This is a genomic window from Geobacillus subterraneus (assembly GCF_001618685.1).
Classification (GTDB): Bacteria; Bacillota; Bacilli; order Bacillales; family Anoxybacillaceae; genus Geobacillus; species Geobacillus subterraneus.
In genome coordinates this window covers 314,887-328,705 of record NZ_CP014342.1, presented here as the reverse complement: position 1 = coordinate 328,705, position 13,819 = coordinate 314,887, and the positions used below count along the sequence as shown (strand labels likewise).

Annotated in this window: 18 protein-coding genes; 3 read left to right on the top strand and 15 right to left on the bottom strand. The window is 51.8% G+C overall.

The features are described 5' to 3' along the window. Positions 1-38: 38 nt before the first annotated feature. From mnhG to GS3922_RS01485, 7 genes are read right to left on the bottom strand one after another with little or no spacing between them, the layout of a single operon-like run. The gene (mnhG, locus tag GS3922_RS01515; protein WP_050368719.1) at positions 39-362 is read right to left on the bottom strand and encodes a monovalent cation/H(+) antiporter subunit G; all 324 of its coding nucleotides are present in this window, start codon (positions 360-362) and stop codon (positions 39-41) included. A 22-nt stretch (positions 363-384) separates the two neighbouring features. Next, the gene (locus GS3922_RS01510; RefSeq protein WP_063164881.1) at positions 385-666 is read right to left on the bottom strand and encodes a Na(+)/H(+) antiporter subunit F1; all 282 of its coding nucleotides are present in this window, start codon (positions 664-666) and stop codon (positions 385-387) included. Then, positions 663-1,139 carry a Na+/H+ antiporter subunit E gene (locus GS3922_RS01505; RefSeq protein WP_063164880.1) on the bottom strand — a complete coding sequence of 159 codons (477 nt, stop codon included), beginning with the start codon at positions 1,137-1,139 and terminating at the stop codon, positions 663-665. The genes GS3922_RS01510 and GS3922_RS01505 overlap by 4 nt, the downstream gene beginning before the upstream one ends. Before the next feature lie 6 nt (positions 1,140-1,145). Beyond that, a complete protein-coding gene (locus tag GS3922_RS01500; protein WP_063164879.1) occupies positions 1,146-2,618 on the bottom strand; it encodes a Na+/H+ antiporter subunit D in 1,473 nt (490 codons plus the stop codon). Next, positions 2,611-2,952 (bottom strand): Na(+)/H(+) antiporter subunit C, encoded by a 342-nt coding sequence (locus GS3922_RS01495; protein WP_033010707.1) that lies wholly within the window; start codon positions 2,950-2,952, stop codon positions 2,611-2,613. The genes GS3922_RS01500 and GS3922_RS01495 overlap by 8 nt, the downstream gene beginning before the upstream one ends. After that, positions 2,953-3,369 carry a Na(+)/H(+) antiporter subunit B gene (locus GS3922_RS01490; protein ID WP_063164878.1) on the bottom strand — a complete coding sequence of 139 codons (417 nt, stop codon included), beginning with the start codon at positions 3,367-3,369 and terminating at the stop codon, positions 2,953-2,955. After that, the gene (locus GS3922_RS01485; protein ID WP_063164877.1) at positions 3,362-5,758 is read right to left on the bottom strand and encodes a Na+/H+ antiporter subunit A; all 2,397 of its coding nucleotides are present in this window, start codon (positions 5,756-5,758) and stop codon (positions 3,362-3,364) included. Before GS3922_RS01485 ends, GS3922_RS01490 begins: the two co-directional genes overlap by 8 nt. A gap of 385 nt (positions 5,759-6,143) precedes the next feature. On the opposite strand from GS3922_RS01485, the gene GS3922_RS01480 reads away from it, so the two are divergent. Continuing rightward, positions 6,144-6,497 (top strand): YuzC family spore coat inner layer protein, encoded by a 354-nt coding sequence (locus GS3922_RS01480; RefSeq protein WP_063164876.1) that lies wholly within the window; start codon positions 6,144-6,146, stop codon positions 6,495-6,497. Here GS3922_RS01480 and GS3922_RS17510 read toward each other — a convergent pair. Next, a complete protein-coding gene (locus GS3922_RS17510) occupies positions 6,486-6,701 on the bottom strand; it encodes a hypothetical protein (protein ID WP_156485816.1) in 216 nt (71 codons plus the stop codon). The genes GS3922_RS01480 and GS3922_RS17510 overlap by 12 nt on opposite strands. 259 nt (positions 6,702-6,960) lie before the next feature. Beyond that, positions 6,961-7,119, bottom strand: coding sequence for a hypothetical protein (locus tag GS3922_RS17770; RefSeq protein WP_168157867.1), 159 nt, complete (start codon positions 7,117-7,119; stop codon positions 6,961-6,963). 184 nt (positions 7,120-7,303) lie between these two features. Between GS3922_RS17770 and GS3922_RS01470 the strand changes: the two genes are divergently transcribed. Then, positions 7,304-7,912 (top strand): biotin transporter BioY, encoded by a 609-nt coding sequence (locus GS3922_RS01470; RefSeq protein WP_063164875.1) that lies wholly within the window; start codon positions 7,304-7,306, stop codon positions 7,910-7,912. A gap of 39 nt (positions 7,913-7,951) precedes the next feature. On the opposite strand, the gene GS3922_RS01465 is transcribed toward GS3922_RS01470, so the two are convergent. The 3 genes from GS3922_RS01465 to GS3922_RS01455 all read right to left on the bottom strand — a co-directional run bounded on the left by GS3922_RS01465 (position 7,952) and on the right by GS3922_RS01455 (position 11,274). Then, complete coding sequence (locus GS3922_RS01465) at positions 7,952-8,950, bottom strand: inorganic phosphate transporter (RefSeq protein WP_063164874.1); 999 nt, start codon at positions 8,948-8,950, stop codon at positions 7,952-7,954. A gap of 17 nt (positions 8,951-8,967) precedes the next feature. Next, complete coding sequence (locus GS3922_RS01460) at positions 8,968-9,588, bottom strand: DUF47 domain-containing protein (protein WP_020961074.1); 621 nt, start codon at positions 9,586-9,588, stop codon at positions 8,968-8,970. Between the two features lie 192 nt (positions 9,589-9,780). Continuing rightward, entirely contained in the window at positions 9,781-11,274 is a 1,494-nt protein-coding gene (locus GS3922_RS01455; protein WP_063164873.1) for a leucyl aminopeptidase, read from the bottom strand. Between the two features lie 207 nt (positions 11,275-11,481). Between GS3922_RS01455 and GS3922_RS01450 the strand changes: the two genes are divergently transcribed. Continuing rightward, the gene (locus tag GS3922_RS01450) at positions 11,482-12,294 is read left to right on the top strand and encodes a cobalamin-binding protein (protein WP_063164872.1); all 813 of its coding nucleotides are present in this window, start codon (positions 11,482-11,484) and stop codon (positions 12,292-12,294) included. 19 nt (positions 12,295-12,313) lie between these two features. Here GS3922_RS01450 and GS3922_RS01445 read toward each other — a convergent pair whose 3' ends face one another. The 3 genes from GS3922_RS01445 to GS3922_RS17765 all read right to left on the bottom strand — a co-directional run bounded on the left by GS3922_RS01445 (position 12,314) and on the right by GS3922_RS17765 (position 13,775). After that, complete coding sequence (locus tag GS3922_RS01445; RefSeq protein WP_409071348.1) at positions 12,314-12,952, bottom strand: 3D domain-containing protein; 639 nt, start codon at positions 12,950-12,952, stop codon at positions 12,314-12,316. Positions 12,953-13,258: 306 nt separating this feature from the next. Further along, positions 13,259-13,582 carry a YuiB family protein gene (locus GS3922_RS01440; protein WP_063164871.1) on the bottom strand — a complete coding sequence of 108 codons (324 nt, stop codon included), beginning with the start codon at positions 13,580-13,582 and terminating at the stop codon, positions 13,259-13,261. A 55-nt stretch (positions 13,583-13,637) separates the two neighbouring features. After that, positions 13,638-13,775, bottom strand: coding sequence for a YuiA family protein (locus GS3922_RS17765; protein WP_168157866.1), 138 nt, complete (start codon positions 13,773-13,775; stop codon positions 13,638-13,640). Between the last annotated feature and the right edge of the window lie 44 nt (positions 13,776-13,819).

Sequence of the window (13,819 nt, the reverse complement as noted above, 5' to 3'; positions counted from 1 at the left end):
GCCTGGAGAAACCGAAAGGACATCCCGCTATTTCTTCTCTACTTTGCGCTTTTCGTTCTATTCTCTCTCCGTTCGGCCAAATCGTCGCGAACCGTCCCTTCCCACGGTCGAACGCCGGAGTAGTATGCCGCACGGCTAATCAAATGAGCCGACACCGGGGATGTTAAAAACAGAAAGACAATAGCCAACAACAAACGGGAATTGAAATGATCGTGCTTCAACCAAAAGTAAAATAACGTCCCCATTAAGATGAAAATCATCCCTAGCGTCGTGCTTTTGCTAATGGCATGGCTTCTCGTATAGACGTCGGGAAGACGGAGGACGCCGATGGCCGAAATCAATGTTAACAGCGCACCAGCCATGACGAACAACACGATCAACCCATCAATGATTTCCGTCACGTTCAATCACAACCCCTTTTTGCAAAAACTTGGCAAACGCCGCCGTGCCAAGAAACGCCAAAATTCCAATCAGCAAAATAATTTCTAAAAACACGCTCGTCTCCAACAAGATCGACAGCACCGCCACAATGCCTGCCAGACAAATCCCGATCGCGTCAAGCGCAATGACCCGATCCGCGACGGTCGGTCCTTTGACGACCCGATAAACGAAACAGCCAATGGCGAGCGACAAAAGAGCGAGGGCGATATAGAACATCACGGTCATCGGCTCACCTCCAAAATCGTTTTTTCAAACGATGTCTTGATTTGCCGGACCACTTCATCCACATCCGGAGCATCAATCGTATGAATATAAATCTCTTTCTTGTCATCAGAGACGTCGATCACAAACGTCCCGGGCGTCAACGTAATCAAGTTGGATAACAGCGTAATTTCCCAGTCTTTTTTCACTTCGAGCGGAAGGGCGAAGATGCAAGGCTTCATGTTCAGCGACGGGGAAAGAACAATCTTCAAAACAGCCCAGTTGGCCAACAACAATTCTTTGATGAAAATGAGCGTCAGCTTTCCAATCACAAACAACGGGACGACATAAAACGTTGTCGAAAAATATCTTCGCAGCACAAAAAGGATGCCTAAACCAAGGAGATATCCAATGACAAACGATGATCCGCTAAACGAATCAGCAAGAAACATCCAAACGAATGCCAATATCACGTTGAGCAGCAATTGTTGCGCCATTTGCCTCTACTCCTTCAGCACGGACTCAATATACATTGACGGATCCGCCAACGTCGCCGCCGCCTGGGCGATATATGGACGAACAAATTCGGCCCCGACGCCGTATAAAACGGCCAAGGAAAGAAGCGCGACAATCGGCACATACAGCGGGGCGACTCGTTTTTGCTCATACCCGCGCGCTTCTCCCCAACAAGATTGAATAAAAATTTTCATCACCGAATAAAGCACAAGCAAGCTGGATAATAACACAACCAGCGCGAACAGAAGCTGTCCTTTTTCAAACGCCGCCCGAATAATGAGCGCTTTTCCGATAAACCCGCTGAACGGAGGAATGCCGCTTAGCGCAAGAGCGGAAAGGAATACGGTCCAGCTAAGCAGTGGATACGAACCGAGCAGTCCGCTGAACCGCCCGAGTTGATTCGTTCCCGCGACATACGCAATCGCCCCGACAATGAAAAAGAGCGCCGTTTTCATGACCATGTCTTGCAGCAAGTAAAAGATCGTGCCTTCCATACTTTCTTCTGTCATTAACGAAATGCCAAACGCCATCACACCGATGGCCGCCACAATGTTATAAATGGCGATTTGCCGCATATCGCGGTAAGCCACGGCGCCAATGACGCCAAACACAACGGTCGCGATCGCCAACCACGCTAAAATCGTATGCGTATAGCCGACATCTTGACGGAAAATGAGCGAGAAAGTGCGCAAGATCGAATACACACCGACTTTTGTCAACAAGCCGCCAAACAACGCAAGCACAGCTGACGGCGGAGCGGAATAAGCCCCCGGCATCCAAACATAAAACGGAAACAACGCCCCCTTTAACCCAAAGACAATGAGAAAAAGCAAGCAAATGACCGTCAATACAGCAGTGTTGTCTGCTTGAGAAATCCGTACGGCTAAGTGCGCCATATTCAATGTGCCGGTCACGGCGTACAAATAGCCGACGGCGATGACAAACAACGCTGATGAAAACACGTTGATCACCATATATTTCATCGTTTCCTGAAGCTGGATTTTCGTACCGCCATGAACGAGGAGCGCATACGATGACATGAGCATCACTTCATAAAACACGAATAAGTTAAAAATATCCCCTGTCGTAAACGCCCCGTTCACTCCAACAATGAGAAACTGAAAAAAAACATAGTAGTACATGGACGCCTGCTTCGCGTCAATCGTGAAAAAGGAATACAGCAGGCAGGCGAGCGCGATCACGCTCGTTGTCAACACCAACAGCGCTGAAAGCATGTCGGAGACGAGCGTAATCCCAAACGGCGCCGGCCAGTTTCCGACGTCGAGCTTTTGCATCCCTTCATGGTCGACAAGACGCACAAGCCAAGCGCCCGCAGCGATGAGCGCCCCTGCTGACACGAGGGAAATCATTTTTTGCGCTCTCAATGATTTCACGCAAAACATCAAGAGAACTGCTGTCGTCAATGGAATCGCAATCGGAAAAATTACGGCATTAGTCATGGTCTTCCTTTCCCCTCATCCGTTCAATGTTGTCCGTCCCGATCTCCTGATAAGAACGATACGCCAAAACGAGCAAAAACGCCGTGACCCCAAAGCTAATGACAATCGCCGTCAAAATCAGCGCCTGCGGAACAGGGTCGACATAGTGTTCCGCCTGCACGTCAAGCAGCGGCGGCGCTCCTTTTTTCAATCCTCCCATCGTCAATAACAGCAAGTGCGCTCCATGGCTTAACAATCCCGTGCCGATAATGATCCGAAGCAAACTTTTGCTTAACATTAAGTACGTAGCGCCGGCAAACAAACAGCCGATGACAATAATCATGACGACTTCCATTTATTCTTCCTCTCCTATCGTTTCGATAATCGTCATGGTGACCCCGACAACGACCAAATACACTCCTAAGTCAAACAAGACGGCCGTATGGAGCGACACATCCCCAAGCAGCGGCAGCATGACATGGCCGTGGGCGTGCGTTAAAAACGGGACATTGAAGACTAAGCCGCCAAGACCTGTTCCTAAGGCAAACAACAGCCCGATGCCAATGAGCGTGCGATACGAAACCGGGATCATCGACCGGACGGTTTTGATGTCAAACGCCAGCAGCAGCAAAATAATGGCGCCGGCGGTAACGAGGCCGGCAATGAATCCGCCGCCTGGATAATAGTGGCCGGCAAAAAAAAGCTGAATCCCAAATAAAATGATCATAAACGTGACAACGGCCGTTACCGTGCGCAAAATGAGCTCATTCATATTTGCCGCTCTCCCCTTTCGGAGCTTTCAGCTTCACTAAAGCGTAAATGCCGAGCGCCGCGATCGCCAGCACACAAATTTCAAAAAGTGTATCAAATCCGCGGAAGTCGACTAAGATCACGTTGACAATATTTTTTCCAGCCGCTTTTTCATACGCGTTTTCAATATGGTATTGAGCAATCGAGGCAAAGTTTTTCTCACTGTACGCCAACAAGGCGATCGCGCTGACCAACGCGCCGACTCCGAGCGAAATAAGAGCGTTCCCAAGCCGGAATCGCACGCCTTTCTCATGGCGGCTAAGCTTCGGCAAGTGATAAAAACAGAGCAAAAACAGCGCGACGGAAATCGTTTCAATGACGAGCTGCGTCAACGCCAAATCAGGCGCCCGGAACAACACAAAGAAAAGCGACACCGTATAGCCGACCGAACCTAACGCGATAATCGCCACAAGACGTGATTTGGCCGCCACAGTCGTCGCCGTTCCGATCAAGGCGACCAACGCCAACATCAGTTCATGGATGCCCACTTCCGCTAAATGGCTTAGCGAGAGCCTTCCATCTACTTTCAAAGCGATCGTTGCGATAAGCAATGCGATCATCGCGGACAAAATATACAAGAAATACGTCCGAACATACCCGGTCATGTAACGGCTTGTCAGCGAATACGACCGCTCTTCCATTTGCCGCACGACCGTGTCATATAAGTGATTCAGTGAAAGCCGCCGCGAAAAAACACCGTATACGCGCTTCCATGAATCAAACGTCCGATACAGCCACACGCCAAGAACAATCACTCCGATCGTCATCCACACTTCAATCGTCCATCCGTGCCAATGACTAATGTGCACGGAAAGCCCCTCTTGGCGGAACACGCCGTTGACGACAGCATCGACCGCCGGAGCAATCACCGTGTTGGACAACACATTCGGAAACAGTCCAAAGCCGATGACAAGAACGGCCAAAACGACCGGCGCCACAAGCATCCCCACCGGGGCTTCATGCGGCTGTTTCGGCCATTCGGAAGGCTTCGGAGCACCAAGAAACGTTTTCCCAACAAAAAGAAGGCTGTACAAAAAGGTGAACACGCTGCCCACCCAAGCGAGCACCGGAAACAAGATCCCCCACACATCAAGCGACAACCATTGGGCGTTCGCCACTTGCACCATCGCCGCAAAAAACATTTCTTTGCTTAAAAATCCGTTAAACGGAGGCACACCCGCCATCGACAACGAACCGATGACCGCAACCGTAAACGTGATGGGCATGACGCTGAGCAACCCGCCAAGACGCCGGATATCCCGCGTCCCGGTCTCATGATCGACAATGCCGGCCGCCATAAACAAGCTTCCTTTAAACGTCGCGTGGTTGATTAAGTGAAACACCGCTGCCACCACGGCCGCCATATATAAACGGCGGTCGCCCGGATCGCCATGAAAGGCCAGCGCCCCGGCGCCAAGCAGCGACATAATCAACCCGAGCTGGCTCACCGTCGAATAGGCGAGCAACCCTTTCAAATCCGTCTGACGGGCGGCATGAAATGACGCCCAGCAAAGCGTCGCCATTCCAATCCCTATCACAAGCCAAACCCATAACGAAGAAACAGCAAAAATCGGGGTGAAGCGAGCCACTAAATAAATGCCGGCTTTCACCATGGTGGCCGAATGCAAATACGCGCTGACCGGGGTGGGTGCTTCCATCGCGTCCGGAAGCCAAATGTAAAACGGAAACTGCGCGGATTTCGTAAACGCGCCAAGCAAAATCAAGAGCATCGCCGGCACAAACAACGGATGCTGCGGCCACGCATCCGCCATAGCCATCCAATCGCGAATGCTGTACGACCCTCCGCTCATGACCGAAAGCAATAAAAATCCCCCAAGCAGAGACAGCCCGCCAAGCACGGTGATGAGCATCGATTTTTGTGCCCCGTATCGGGAACGTTCACGCTCATTCCAGTAGCCAATCAACAAAAAGGAGGAAAACGATGTCAATTCCCAAAACAGATAGAGCGCCATGGCGTTGTCCGAAAGAACGACGCCAAGCATCGCTCCCATAAACAAAAGCAAATACACGTAAAAGTGCCCAAGTTTTTCCTTTTCCTTCGGCAAATAATAAATCGAATACAGCACGACAAGAGAGCCGATCCCTGTGATTAGCAGCGAAAAGAGCAGCCCTAACCCATCCATATAGACTTGAAAATCCATTCCGAGAGACGGAATCCAAGGGATCGTTTGTCCGTAAGGTTCAAGCGGGAGATGTTGAACGAAATACAAAAACAATAAAACCGGTAATGGGAGCACAAACCAGCCGGTATGGAGCGGGCGCACATATTTATACAAAAACGGAACGAATAAAGCAAAAATCAGTGGTGAGACCATTGCCAAGTTTAACATGAACCATCCTCCTTCCCTATTGTTTCCCCTCACATCGCCCCGTTTATCATTGTATCATAAACTCCCGCCTCTGTCGGCACAACGGCCTGCTGGAAATCAAGTCAGACGTTCGCCGCCTATCTGTATACGAAAAATTCCTAAAAAAGTTTCCCCTTACGCTGCCAATCGCCAATCGCATCGTTTCGATCGAGCAGGTGATTTAGTGAAACATGCTGCTGGTCCCAGCCGCTTTTTGCATTAAAAAGCATGGTGAATCCCGTTTTCTTTTTCGGTGAAATGCCGCTGATTGGGGCGCGGCAGCCTTTTTCACCGGTCTTCCATGGCACCGGCTTGCAGCGCAACGAGTATATAAGTAGTAATCACACAGAAAAGGAGGAGCAAGCCCATGGTTTATTTCCTGCCCCCTGCGGCATGGGCAAGGCCGTACCCGTCGGTCGACCCCGCCATCTTCTCCCAATCGGCTGCCACCGCCCAGACGCTCATGAACGATGCTGGAGTCATTTTAAAAAGGCTGGCCGAATCGCGCTCGTTTGCCGCCACGATCATGTCCGCCGCCCAAGAAGGAAAAACGGATGAAGTGAAGCGCCTCATCCGCTCGCTCGGCATCCGCTCGCAAACCGAGGTGTATTTCAATCCCGACGGCATCCGCCTGACGTTGTCGCCGCCCCCCGGCGCGTTTCCGTGCTGCCAGCTCGTTGTCGGCTTGCGTTGGAACGTGTTTCCGCCTTCACACCGATAGCCTTCGCCATCGCGGCGGCAGGCGAAACGGGGAAATGGTTGGCGAACCGCCGCTTTTCGCACTCATCACGTTGGCCGCCATTGGACGATGAGCGGCCACCCGTTCAAAGGCGCCGCGCCCGATGCGACAACACCGCTTCCGCCCGGGACGCTGGAAGCGGGCTGTCGTCGGCGTCTTGCCGCGCCAAAAACCGGTTTCACACAAAAACGATTCTTGCCCCGGCGTTCGTCAACGAAAAAAGACGGCGATCGTCCCATCCCCGTCCAATGTCTCGGCGAACTCGCCGGTCTCTTCCGTTTCCATGGCGCATTCGATTGCGTGCGCTGATAAATGATAGCCCCGACAAGGATCGAGGCCAACGAAGTCAACATCGTCAGCTTAACCGCCTTGGAGTCTAAAAAGCGCAACACTTGTTCTTCAAACATGTAGACGAAAAAGATCCCGTCCATCCGCGCCCCTTCTTTCACGCATTGCCGTTTTCATCAAACGGCTGCCGCTTGCCGATTTCGGCCGGGGTGCGCAAATCGTAGCCATCGTCATTTTTGCTCGTATGGATGATGTCTTCGTTCGCCCCCATTTTGCTTGCCCATCTTAGCTCCTCATCCGGCATAAACCGCTCCATCGCCATCCCCCTTTCGTTTCTCGCGTCCTTGTCGGCTTTGATTCGTTTTTCGCGACAGTTTAGGGCAGCGCTTTTGTTTAGCATTCCCCGCGGCGAATCACATCATCCGTCGAAAAAAGAGGATTGACAGCCTAGCGGTTGTTCGGTACGATTTTGTTAACAGACAAAAAAAGGAGGTTTACATATGAGTGAACAACGCCCATTCCTTCGTCCGATCGACATGACGCTTGCCGCGATGTTCGTCGCCTTGATGGGCATCGGCGCAAACATTACGTCATGGGTGCCGTTTCTTGTCGTCGGCGGCGTGCCGATCACGCTGCAGACGTTTTTCTGCGTTCTTGCCGGCGCGGTGTTAGGGCGGCGGCTCGGCGCGGTGGCGATGACCGTGTATATGTTCGTCGGCCTGGCCGGTGCGCCGGTGTTTTCCAAACTTAGCGGCGGATTGTCGATCATTTTCCAACCGACATTTGGCTTTATTCTATCCTTTATCGCTGCTGCGTATGTGACCGGCTGGATCATCGAACGCGGCCCGCAGCCGGCATCCACCGTCCGCTTTGTCACCGCCGCGCTTGTCGGTATGGTCATCAACTATGTCATCGGCACGAACTGGATGTATATGGCGTACAAATTATGGGCGGAAGCGCCAAAAGGGTTGTCGTACGAAATGGTATGGGGCTGGATGCTTGTTCCGCTGCCAAAAGACATTTTGTTATCGATCGTCGCCGGTTTGATTGCCCCGCGCCTTTGCCGGGCGATCGGCCGCTCCTCTTCCGCGAGCCGTCCGGCGGCATAAACGAAACGCGCCTGTTTGATAACAGGCGCGTTTTATATATTAGAAAAACAAATTAAACAATTGATATAGGAAACCAGCCATGAGCGCAGAAATCGGGAGCGTAATCACCCATGTAAGCACAATCCGGCGGGCGACACCCCATTTGACCCCTTTCACCCGCTGCGCGGCGCCGACCCCCATAATGGCCGAGGAAATAACGTGTGTCGTGCTGACCGGCAAATGGAACGCTGTCGCCGAAAAAATGACGAGCGCCGACGATAAATCGGCCGCCGCCCCGTTAATCGGGCGGATTTTCATGATTTTTCCGCCGACCGTTTTAATGATTTTCCACCCGCCGACAGCCGTTCCCAACCCCATGGCCAAAGCGGCAGAAATGCGCACCCACTCCGGGATGTCGGTCGTTGTATGGTATCCGCCGGCGATTAACGCCATCGTAATAATCCCCATCGCTTTTTGGGCGTCGTTTGTTCCATGTGTATACGCTTGAAATGACGCTGTCACGACTTGAAACAGCCGAAAGCCTCTCGTCGTACTGTATAAGTTCGCATTTTTAAAGATAAAGCGAAAAATACTCATTATGACAAAACCGACCCCTAACGCCAAAAATGGAGAAAGGATGAGCGATTGTAAAATTTTCAAAAATCCGCCGTAATTCAAAATCCCAATACCGGCCGCAGAAATCGCTGCTCCGGCAATCGAGCCAATGAGCGCATGCGAAGAGCTGCTCGGAATGCCATAATACCACGTGATCAAGTTCCAGGCGATCGCGGACGTTAAGGCGGCTAAAATAATGACCGGCCCGTTTTCCAAAGCAAACGGGTCGACGATGTCTTTCGTAATCGTTTTGGCCACACCGGTGAACGTCAAGGCGCCGATGAAGTTCATCACAGCGGCCAGCAAGATGGCGCGGCGCGGCGTGAGCGCTCTTGTTGACACCGAGGTAGCGATGGCGTTCGCCGTATCGTGAAACCCGTTAATAAAGTCAAACGCCAGCGCAAAAATGACAATTAATATCGTCAAGACAAAGATCATATCCATAAAAACAACGTCCCCTTTTACGCGTTGCGCATGATGATCGTCTCAAGCGTGTTTGCGACATCTTCACAGCTGTCGGCAATCTCTTCAAGCATTTCATAAAGCTCTTTATATTGGATGAGCTTAATTGGATCCTTTTGCGTCACAAACAAGTTTTTGATCGAGGCGCGCAAAATTTCGTCACATTTCGTTTCATAGTCCTTAATCTTAATGGCGTGCTGGCGCATATCAAGCAATTTTTTATGCGAAAGCAGCTCTAACGCATGAACGATTTCAATTGTGCTTTGGTAAATGTAGTCGAAAAATTTCACCATATGTTCGTCAATGTCCGTAAACGAGAACATTTCAAACCGGGCTGAACATTGTTCAAAGCCATCGAGCACATCGTCCATTTTCATCGCTAGCTGGTGGATGTCTTCGCGCTCGATCGGCGTAATAAACGTTTTGTTTAATTGAACGACGAGCTCATGAATGAACGAATCGCCTTTCCGTTCATACTCTTTCATGACGCGGGCGAATTCTTTCAAGTCGCTCACGCTTTGAATTTTATACTCAACAAAATATTGGGCCGCTTCCTTCACATTTTCCGAAATCGTAAACAACATATCGAAGAAAACGTCCTTTTTCGGCGAAAAAATCATACCGGACACCCTCCATTGTTGGAATCAAAAATCACCGCTACTTATTGTAGCAATTTGAACTTTATTTACAATAAGTAAAAAGAAACTTTACACTAAATTTACATTCCCTTTACATTTTGTTCGCCTTTCTTACTATGTAGCGTGGCAAAAGAACGCCGAAGCTATGCACCATAGCTTCGGGCTCTCGTTCACTTATTCAAATCGTTCGACAAACGCCGCCAGCGTGCGCACCATGACCCCCGTCGCCCCGGCCGGGCCGAGGTCGCTGTCTTTCTTTGTCGCGGCTGTACCAGCGATATCCAAATGCACCCATGGCGTGTCTTCGGCGAATTCGCCAATGAACGCTCCGCCCATAATGGCGTGCCCTTCGCGCCCCGGAGAATTGTTTAAATCGGCGATTTTGCTGCTTCGCACCCGCTCGCGGTCTTTTTCTGTAATCGGCAGCCGCCAAATGAATTCTCCGGTCTCCATAGACGCTTCAAGCAGCTGCTCAAACAGCGCTTCATTGTTCGTCATCGCTCCCGTTTTGTCGGTGCCAAGCGCGACGATCACCCCGCCGGTCAACGTGGCGACATCGATAATATAGCTGACGCCATGCTGTTTCGCATACGTGACGGCATCCGCTAAAATCAACCGCCCTTCCGCATCCGTGTTTCTCACTTCAATCGTTTTTCCAGAAAGCGATGTAATGACGTCATCCGGTTTCAGCGCCTGACCGCTAATCATGTTGTCAGTTGCCGGAATGACAGCGAGCACGTTTTGCTCGGGACGGAGTTCGCCGATCGCTTCCATCGCTCCGAGCACCGCGGCGGCGCCAGCCATATCGGTTTTCATGTCGATCATGCTGTCGCGCGGCTTCAAACAATACCCGCCCGTATCAAATGTCACCCCTTTGCCGACGAGGGCGATCACGTCCTCCCATTGTTCTTTTCCTTGGTACTTTAAGACGATTAGCTTCGGCGGCTGCGTTGACCCTTGATTGACCGCCAACAGTGCCCCCATGCCGAGCCGCTCCATCTCTTCTTTTCCCAAAATTTCATAGTCAAAATCGTACCGATCGGCGAGCTTCACCGCATAATCAGCCAAATCGGACGCCGTCAGCAAATTCCCAGGCGTATTGACGAGCGTGCGCGCTGAGTTGGTCGCCTTCCCGTACACCGAGCCGACAAACAGGCTCGCCTCGATTTCCGCCGCATCAGCCTCGGTATGTACAGTGAGCGATTCAAGCGCGCCATCGGGTTCCGACTTTTTCTGCTTATAGCCGGGGAATTCATATGTCGCCAAATAGTACGCCTCGGCTAACGCATGCGCCGCTTCGTTCGGGTCAACCGTTTCAGTCGCAAACGTATCCAGAACGATCGCTGCCTCGGCCCGTTTCGCCTGCTTCCATGTGCGAAACAGCCTGCCGAACACTTCACGCAGCCGCTCAAACGTCAGTTCTTCTTTTTTGCCAAGGCCGACAAAATACAGGCGTTTCGCTCCGGTTGGCAACAACGGATGAACGACCGCAACGCGCCCCCGTTTGGCGGAAATGTCGCCTTCTTTCCGCAGTCTGGACAGCTGTCCGCCGAGGCGGGAATCGTACTCGCCGGCAAGGCCGGACCATGCTTCTGCCCCCTCAAACAATCCGATGGCCAGCGCCTCGTGCGCCGTTTCTGCCGATGGCAATGGTTTTACCGTAAACATCCTTTCATCCCTTTCTGTGGTGATTCGTTCCATCCCCATTATAGCGAAATGGGCGCATTATTTCGATTGTCTAATTGACTTCCTCCCTTTTTTCTTCGCTTGGAAAACGGAGGAGCTGTCGAAAAAACAAAACGGAACTAGAAAGGAAAATGACAAGACCGGGGCGAATGAGGAAAAAGACGATGAATCCAGAAAGGACGAACGCCCATGAGAATCGTTTCTCTTTGCCCGAGCAATACGGAGCTGTTAGCTTATCTTGGCCGGCTGGACGATGTCATCGCCGTGGATCATTCTTCCGACTGGCCGCCCGAAGTAAAGCGGCTGCCAACCGTCGGGCCGGATTTGCGCATCGACATGGATCGAGTCGAGGCGCTCAAACCGGATCTCGTCGTCGCCTCCTTAAGCGTGCCCGGAATGGAGCGCAATATCGAGGAGCTCGTCCGCCGCCGCCTCCCCCATCTCGTGCTGGCACCCCATTCGCTGGATGACATCGCGGCCGATCTTCTCATGTTAGGCGAAGCGCTCGGCGAAAAACAAAAAGCGGCTGAACTCGTCCGCCGCTACTATGACTTTCTGAACGAATACCGTGAGCGGGCAGCCGCCGTCGCCGAACCGGCCCGCTTGTATTGGGAATGGTGGCCGCGCCCGGTGTTCACCCCAGGCGGCGCCAACTGGCTGAGCGAGCTCAGCGAACTCGCCGGCGGGCGCAATCTTTTCGCCGACTGCGCCAACGCGAGCGTCCGGACGGAATGGGACGAAGTCGTCGCCCGCAACCCGTCGCATATTTTGCTCGTTTGGGTCGGCGTACAAACGAAAAAAATGAGCGCCAACGCCGTCATCACGCGTCCGAAAGCTGAACAAACCGACGCCGTCCGCGCCGGGCGCATCCATCTTCTTGAGGAAGCGCTCTACTGCCGGCCATCGCCGCGCCTGCTCGTCGGATTAAAAAAATTGGCGCCGCTTTTGCATCCGGCGCTGTTCCCTCCCGCTGACGACAGCGACCCGCTCTTCAGCCGCTGACGGGCGGGAGCCCTTTTGGTTAACTTTTCGATTCTAAATATTGCTGGCGGAACACTTGCATCGTTTCATCCTCGTTCAGCCGGATCAATTCTTCCTCTGACAGCGTGCCGTCCCCTTTTTGCACAATGTAAACATTCACTTTCTTTTTTCCCCAATATTTATATACATCTTCGACCGTTTCATAGTATAAGTCAATGCGGTGGCCTTTGATCGCCCCGCCTTTATCGGCTACAACACCGAATCCATAACCGGGGATAAACAAAATCGTGCCGATCGGAAAAATGCTTAAATCCGCAGCAATCGTTGAGTAAAGGTCGCGTTTGACACGCACGCCGGAGTATGTAATGCCATACTCAGGATGATCGGGGGTTTTTCCAGTCGATTCGATGCCGGCCGTATAGCCGGTGGCCACGACTTCAACGGACGGATACTTCGACCAGTCAAACTGTTCCTCAAGCCGCGGAGCCGAGCGGTTGTCAAGTTTTGCGCTTCCTTTCGCTCCCCGATCGGCTTCATGATCTACTGGTGCACCGCTAAGAAAGGAACGGAGAACCGTTTTCGCTTCGACCCCAGAAACAGATTGAAATGTGGAGAGCAACGCTGTGATCAACAACAGCGTCATCGCGGTTCTGCGCACAAATTGCCTAAAACTGCTCAATGTCCTCAACTCCTCCCACACTTCTATTTATCTCCATCCAAAATCGAAATATTCATTGCAAGGAAAGCAAAAAAACTAAAAAACCCGTTTGCCAGAAACGTTGTGATTTCCGCCCCGGCATCATAAACGCATGCTCATCGAAAAGGCTCATCTGCGGTCTGCTTTGCTGAACACAAACATGGCAAGCGAAAACGCGCATGTTCGTCCAGACCGCCCATAAACTTTCTCCCCCAGGACATGACAACGACCGCTTGCGGGCACCTGTTTCCTAAAAACAAAAAACACCCCCGCTTGCGCGGAGGCGCTTTAAAACATTTGATATCCTTTTGCCCGCAGCGTTCGGATCGCCCACCCGGCGCAAAGCGCGCCGGCAAAGCCGCTGGCCAAAATCAGCAAATCGGCGGCGGCCAACGAAGCGACTTTCCGGCCGAGCGCCGCCAGTGAAGCGGACGGTGCGGTCAAATACCGGGTCCATGGCACATCATCAATAATCAAGATCGCGATGATCGGAAAACAAATGGCCATAATCCATGTCATGCGCAGCAACATATTTAGCAAAAAACCAATGCCGAAAAATAAGACAAAAAATAAAAGCATCGAAATCAGTACAACCGGCAAACTCATTTGCATCCGCCCTCAACCTCCCTTACACCCTTTTTCAGTGTACTGGATGGGCGGATGACAGTCAATGCTCGTCGGCTTCTTCCTGATCGCTTCCCGTCCCTTGGCAGCTGTAGCACGTTTCCGATCCGCCTAGCAGGAGCTGGACGTACCCGTGCCCCTCACAGTATGGGCAAGCGTTGACCGTAAGCGTCTGTTTCATCGATGTCCCCTCCACTTCTTTTTTGTTAATATATCAAAATTTTC

What these genes read in the sequence shown, in the direction of transcription:
- mnhG (WP_050368719.1), bottom strand. Translation starts at nt 362, where the DNA reads ATGGCTGGTGCGCTGTTAACATTGATTTCGGCCATCGGCGTCCTCCGT.
- GS3922_RS01450 (WP_063164872.1), top strand. Translation starts at nt 11,482, where the DNA reads ATGAGAATCGTTTCTCTTTGCCCGAGCAATACGGAGCTGTTAGCTTAT.
- GS3922_RS17770 (WP_168157867.1), bottom strand. Translation starts at nt 7,119, where the DNA reads ATGGAGCGGTTTATGCCGGATGAGGAGCTAAGATGGGCAAGCAAAATG.
- GS3922_RS17765 (WP_168157866.1), bottom strand. Translation starts at nt 13,775, where the DNA reads ATGAAACAGACGCTTACGGTCAACGCTTGCCCATACTGTGAGGGGCAC.
- GS3922_RS01510 (WP_063164881.1), bottom strand. Translation starts at nt 666, where the DNA reads ATGACCGTGATGTTCTATATCGCCCTCGCTCTTTTGTCGCTCGCCATT.
- GS3922_RS01490 (WP_063164878.1), bottom strand. Translation starts at nt 3,369, where the DNA reads ATGAATGAGCTCATTTTGCGCACGGTAACGGCCGTTGTCACGTTTATG.
- GS3922_RS01440 (WP_063164871.1), bottom strand. Translation starts at nt 13,582, where the DNA reads ATGCAAATGAGTTTGCCGGTTGTACTGATTTCGATGCTTTTATTTTTT.
- GS3922_RS01480 (WP_063164876.1), top strand. Translation starts at nt 6,144, where the DNA reads ATGGTTTATTTCCTGCCCCCTGCGGCATGGGCAAGGCCGTACCCGTCG.
- GS3922_RS01470 (WP_063164875.1), top strand. Translation starts at nt 7,304, where the DNA reads ATGAGTGAACAACGCCCATTCCTTCGTCCGATCGACATGACGCTTGCC.
- GS3922_RS01460 (WP_020961074.1), bottom strand. Translation starts at nt 9,588, where the DNA reads ATGATTTTTTCGCCGAAAAAGGACGTTTTCTTCGATATGTTGTTTACG.
- GS3922_RS01485 (WP_063164877.1), bottom strand. Translation starts at nt 5,758, where the DNA reads ATGTTAAACTTGGCAATGGTCTCACCACTGATTTTTGCTTTATTCGTT.
- GS3922_RS01500 (WP_063164879.1), bottom strand. Translation starts at nt 2,618, where the DNA reads ATGACTAATGCCGTAATTTTTCCGATTGCGATTCCATTGACGACAGCA.
- GS3922_RS01495 (WP_033010707.1), bottom strand. Translation starts at nt 2,952, where the DNA reads ATGGAAGTCGTCATGATTATTGTCATCGGCTGTTTGTTTGCCGGCGCT.
- GS3922_RS01505 (WP_063164880.1), bottom strand. Translation starts at nt 1,139, where the DNA reads ATGGCGCAACAATTGCTGCTCAACGTGATATTGGCATTCGTTTGGATG.
- GS3922_RS01465 (WP_063164874.1), bottom strand. Translation starts at nt 8,950, where the DNA reads ATGGATATGATCTTTGTCTTGACGATATTAATTGTCATTTTTGCGCTG.
- GS3922_RS01455 (WP_063164873.1), bottom strand. Translation starts at nt 11,274, where the DNA reads ATGTTTACGGTAAAACCATTGCCATCGGCAGAAACGGCGCACGAGGCG.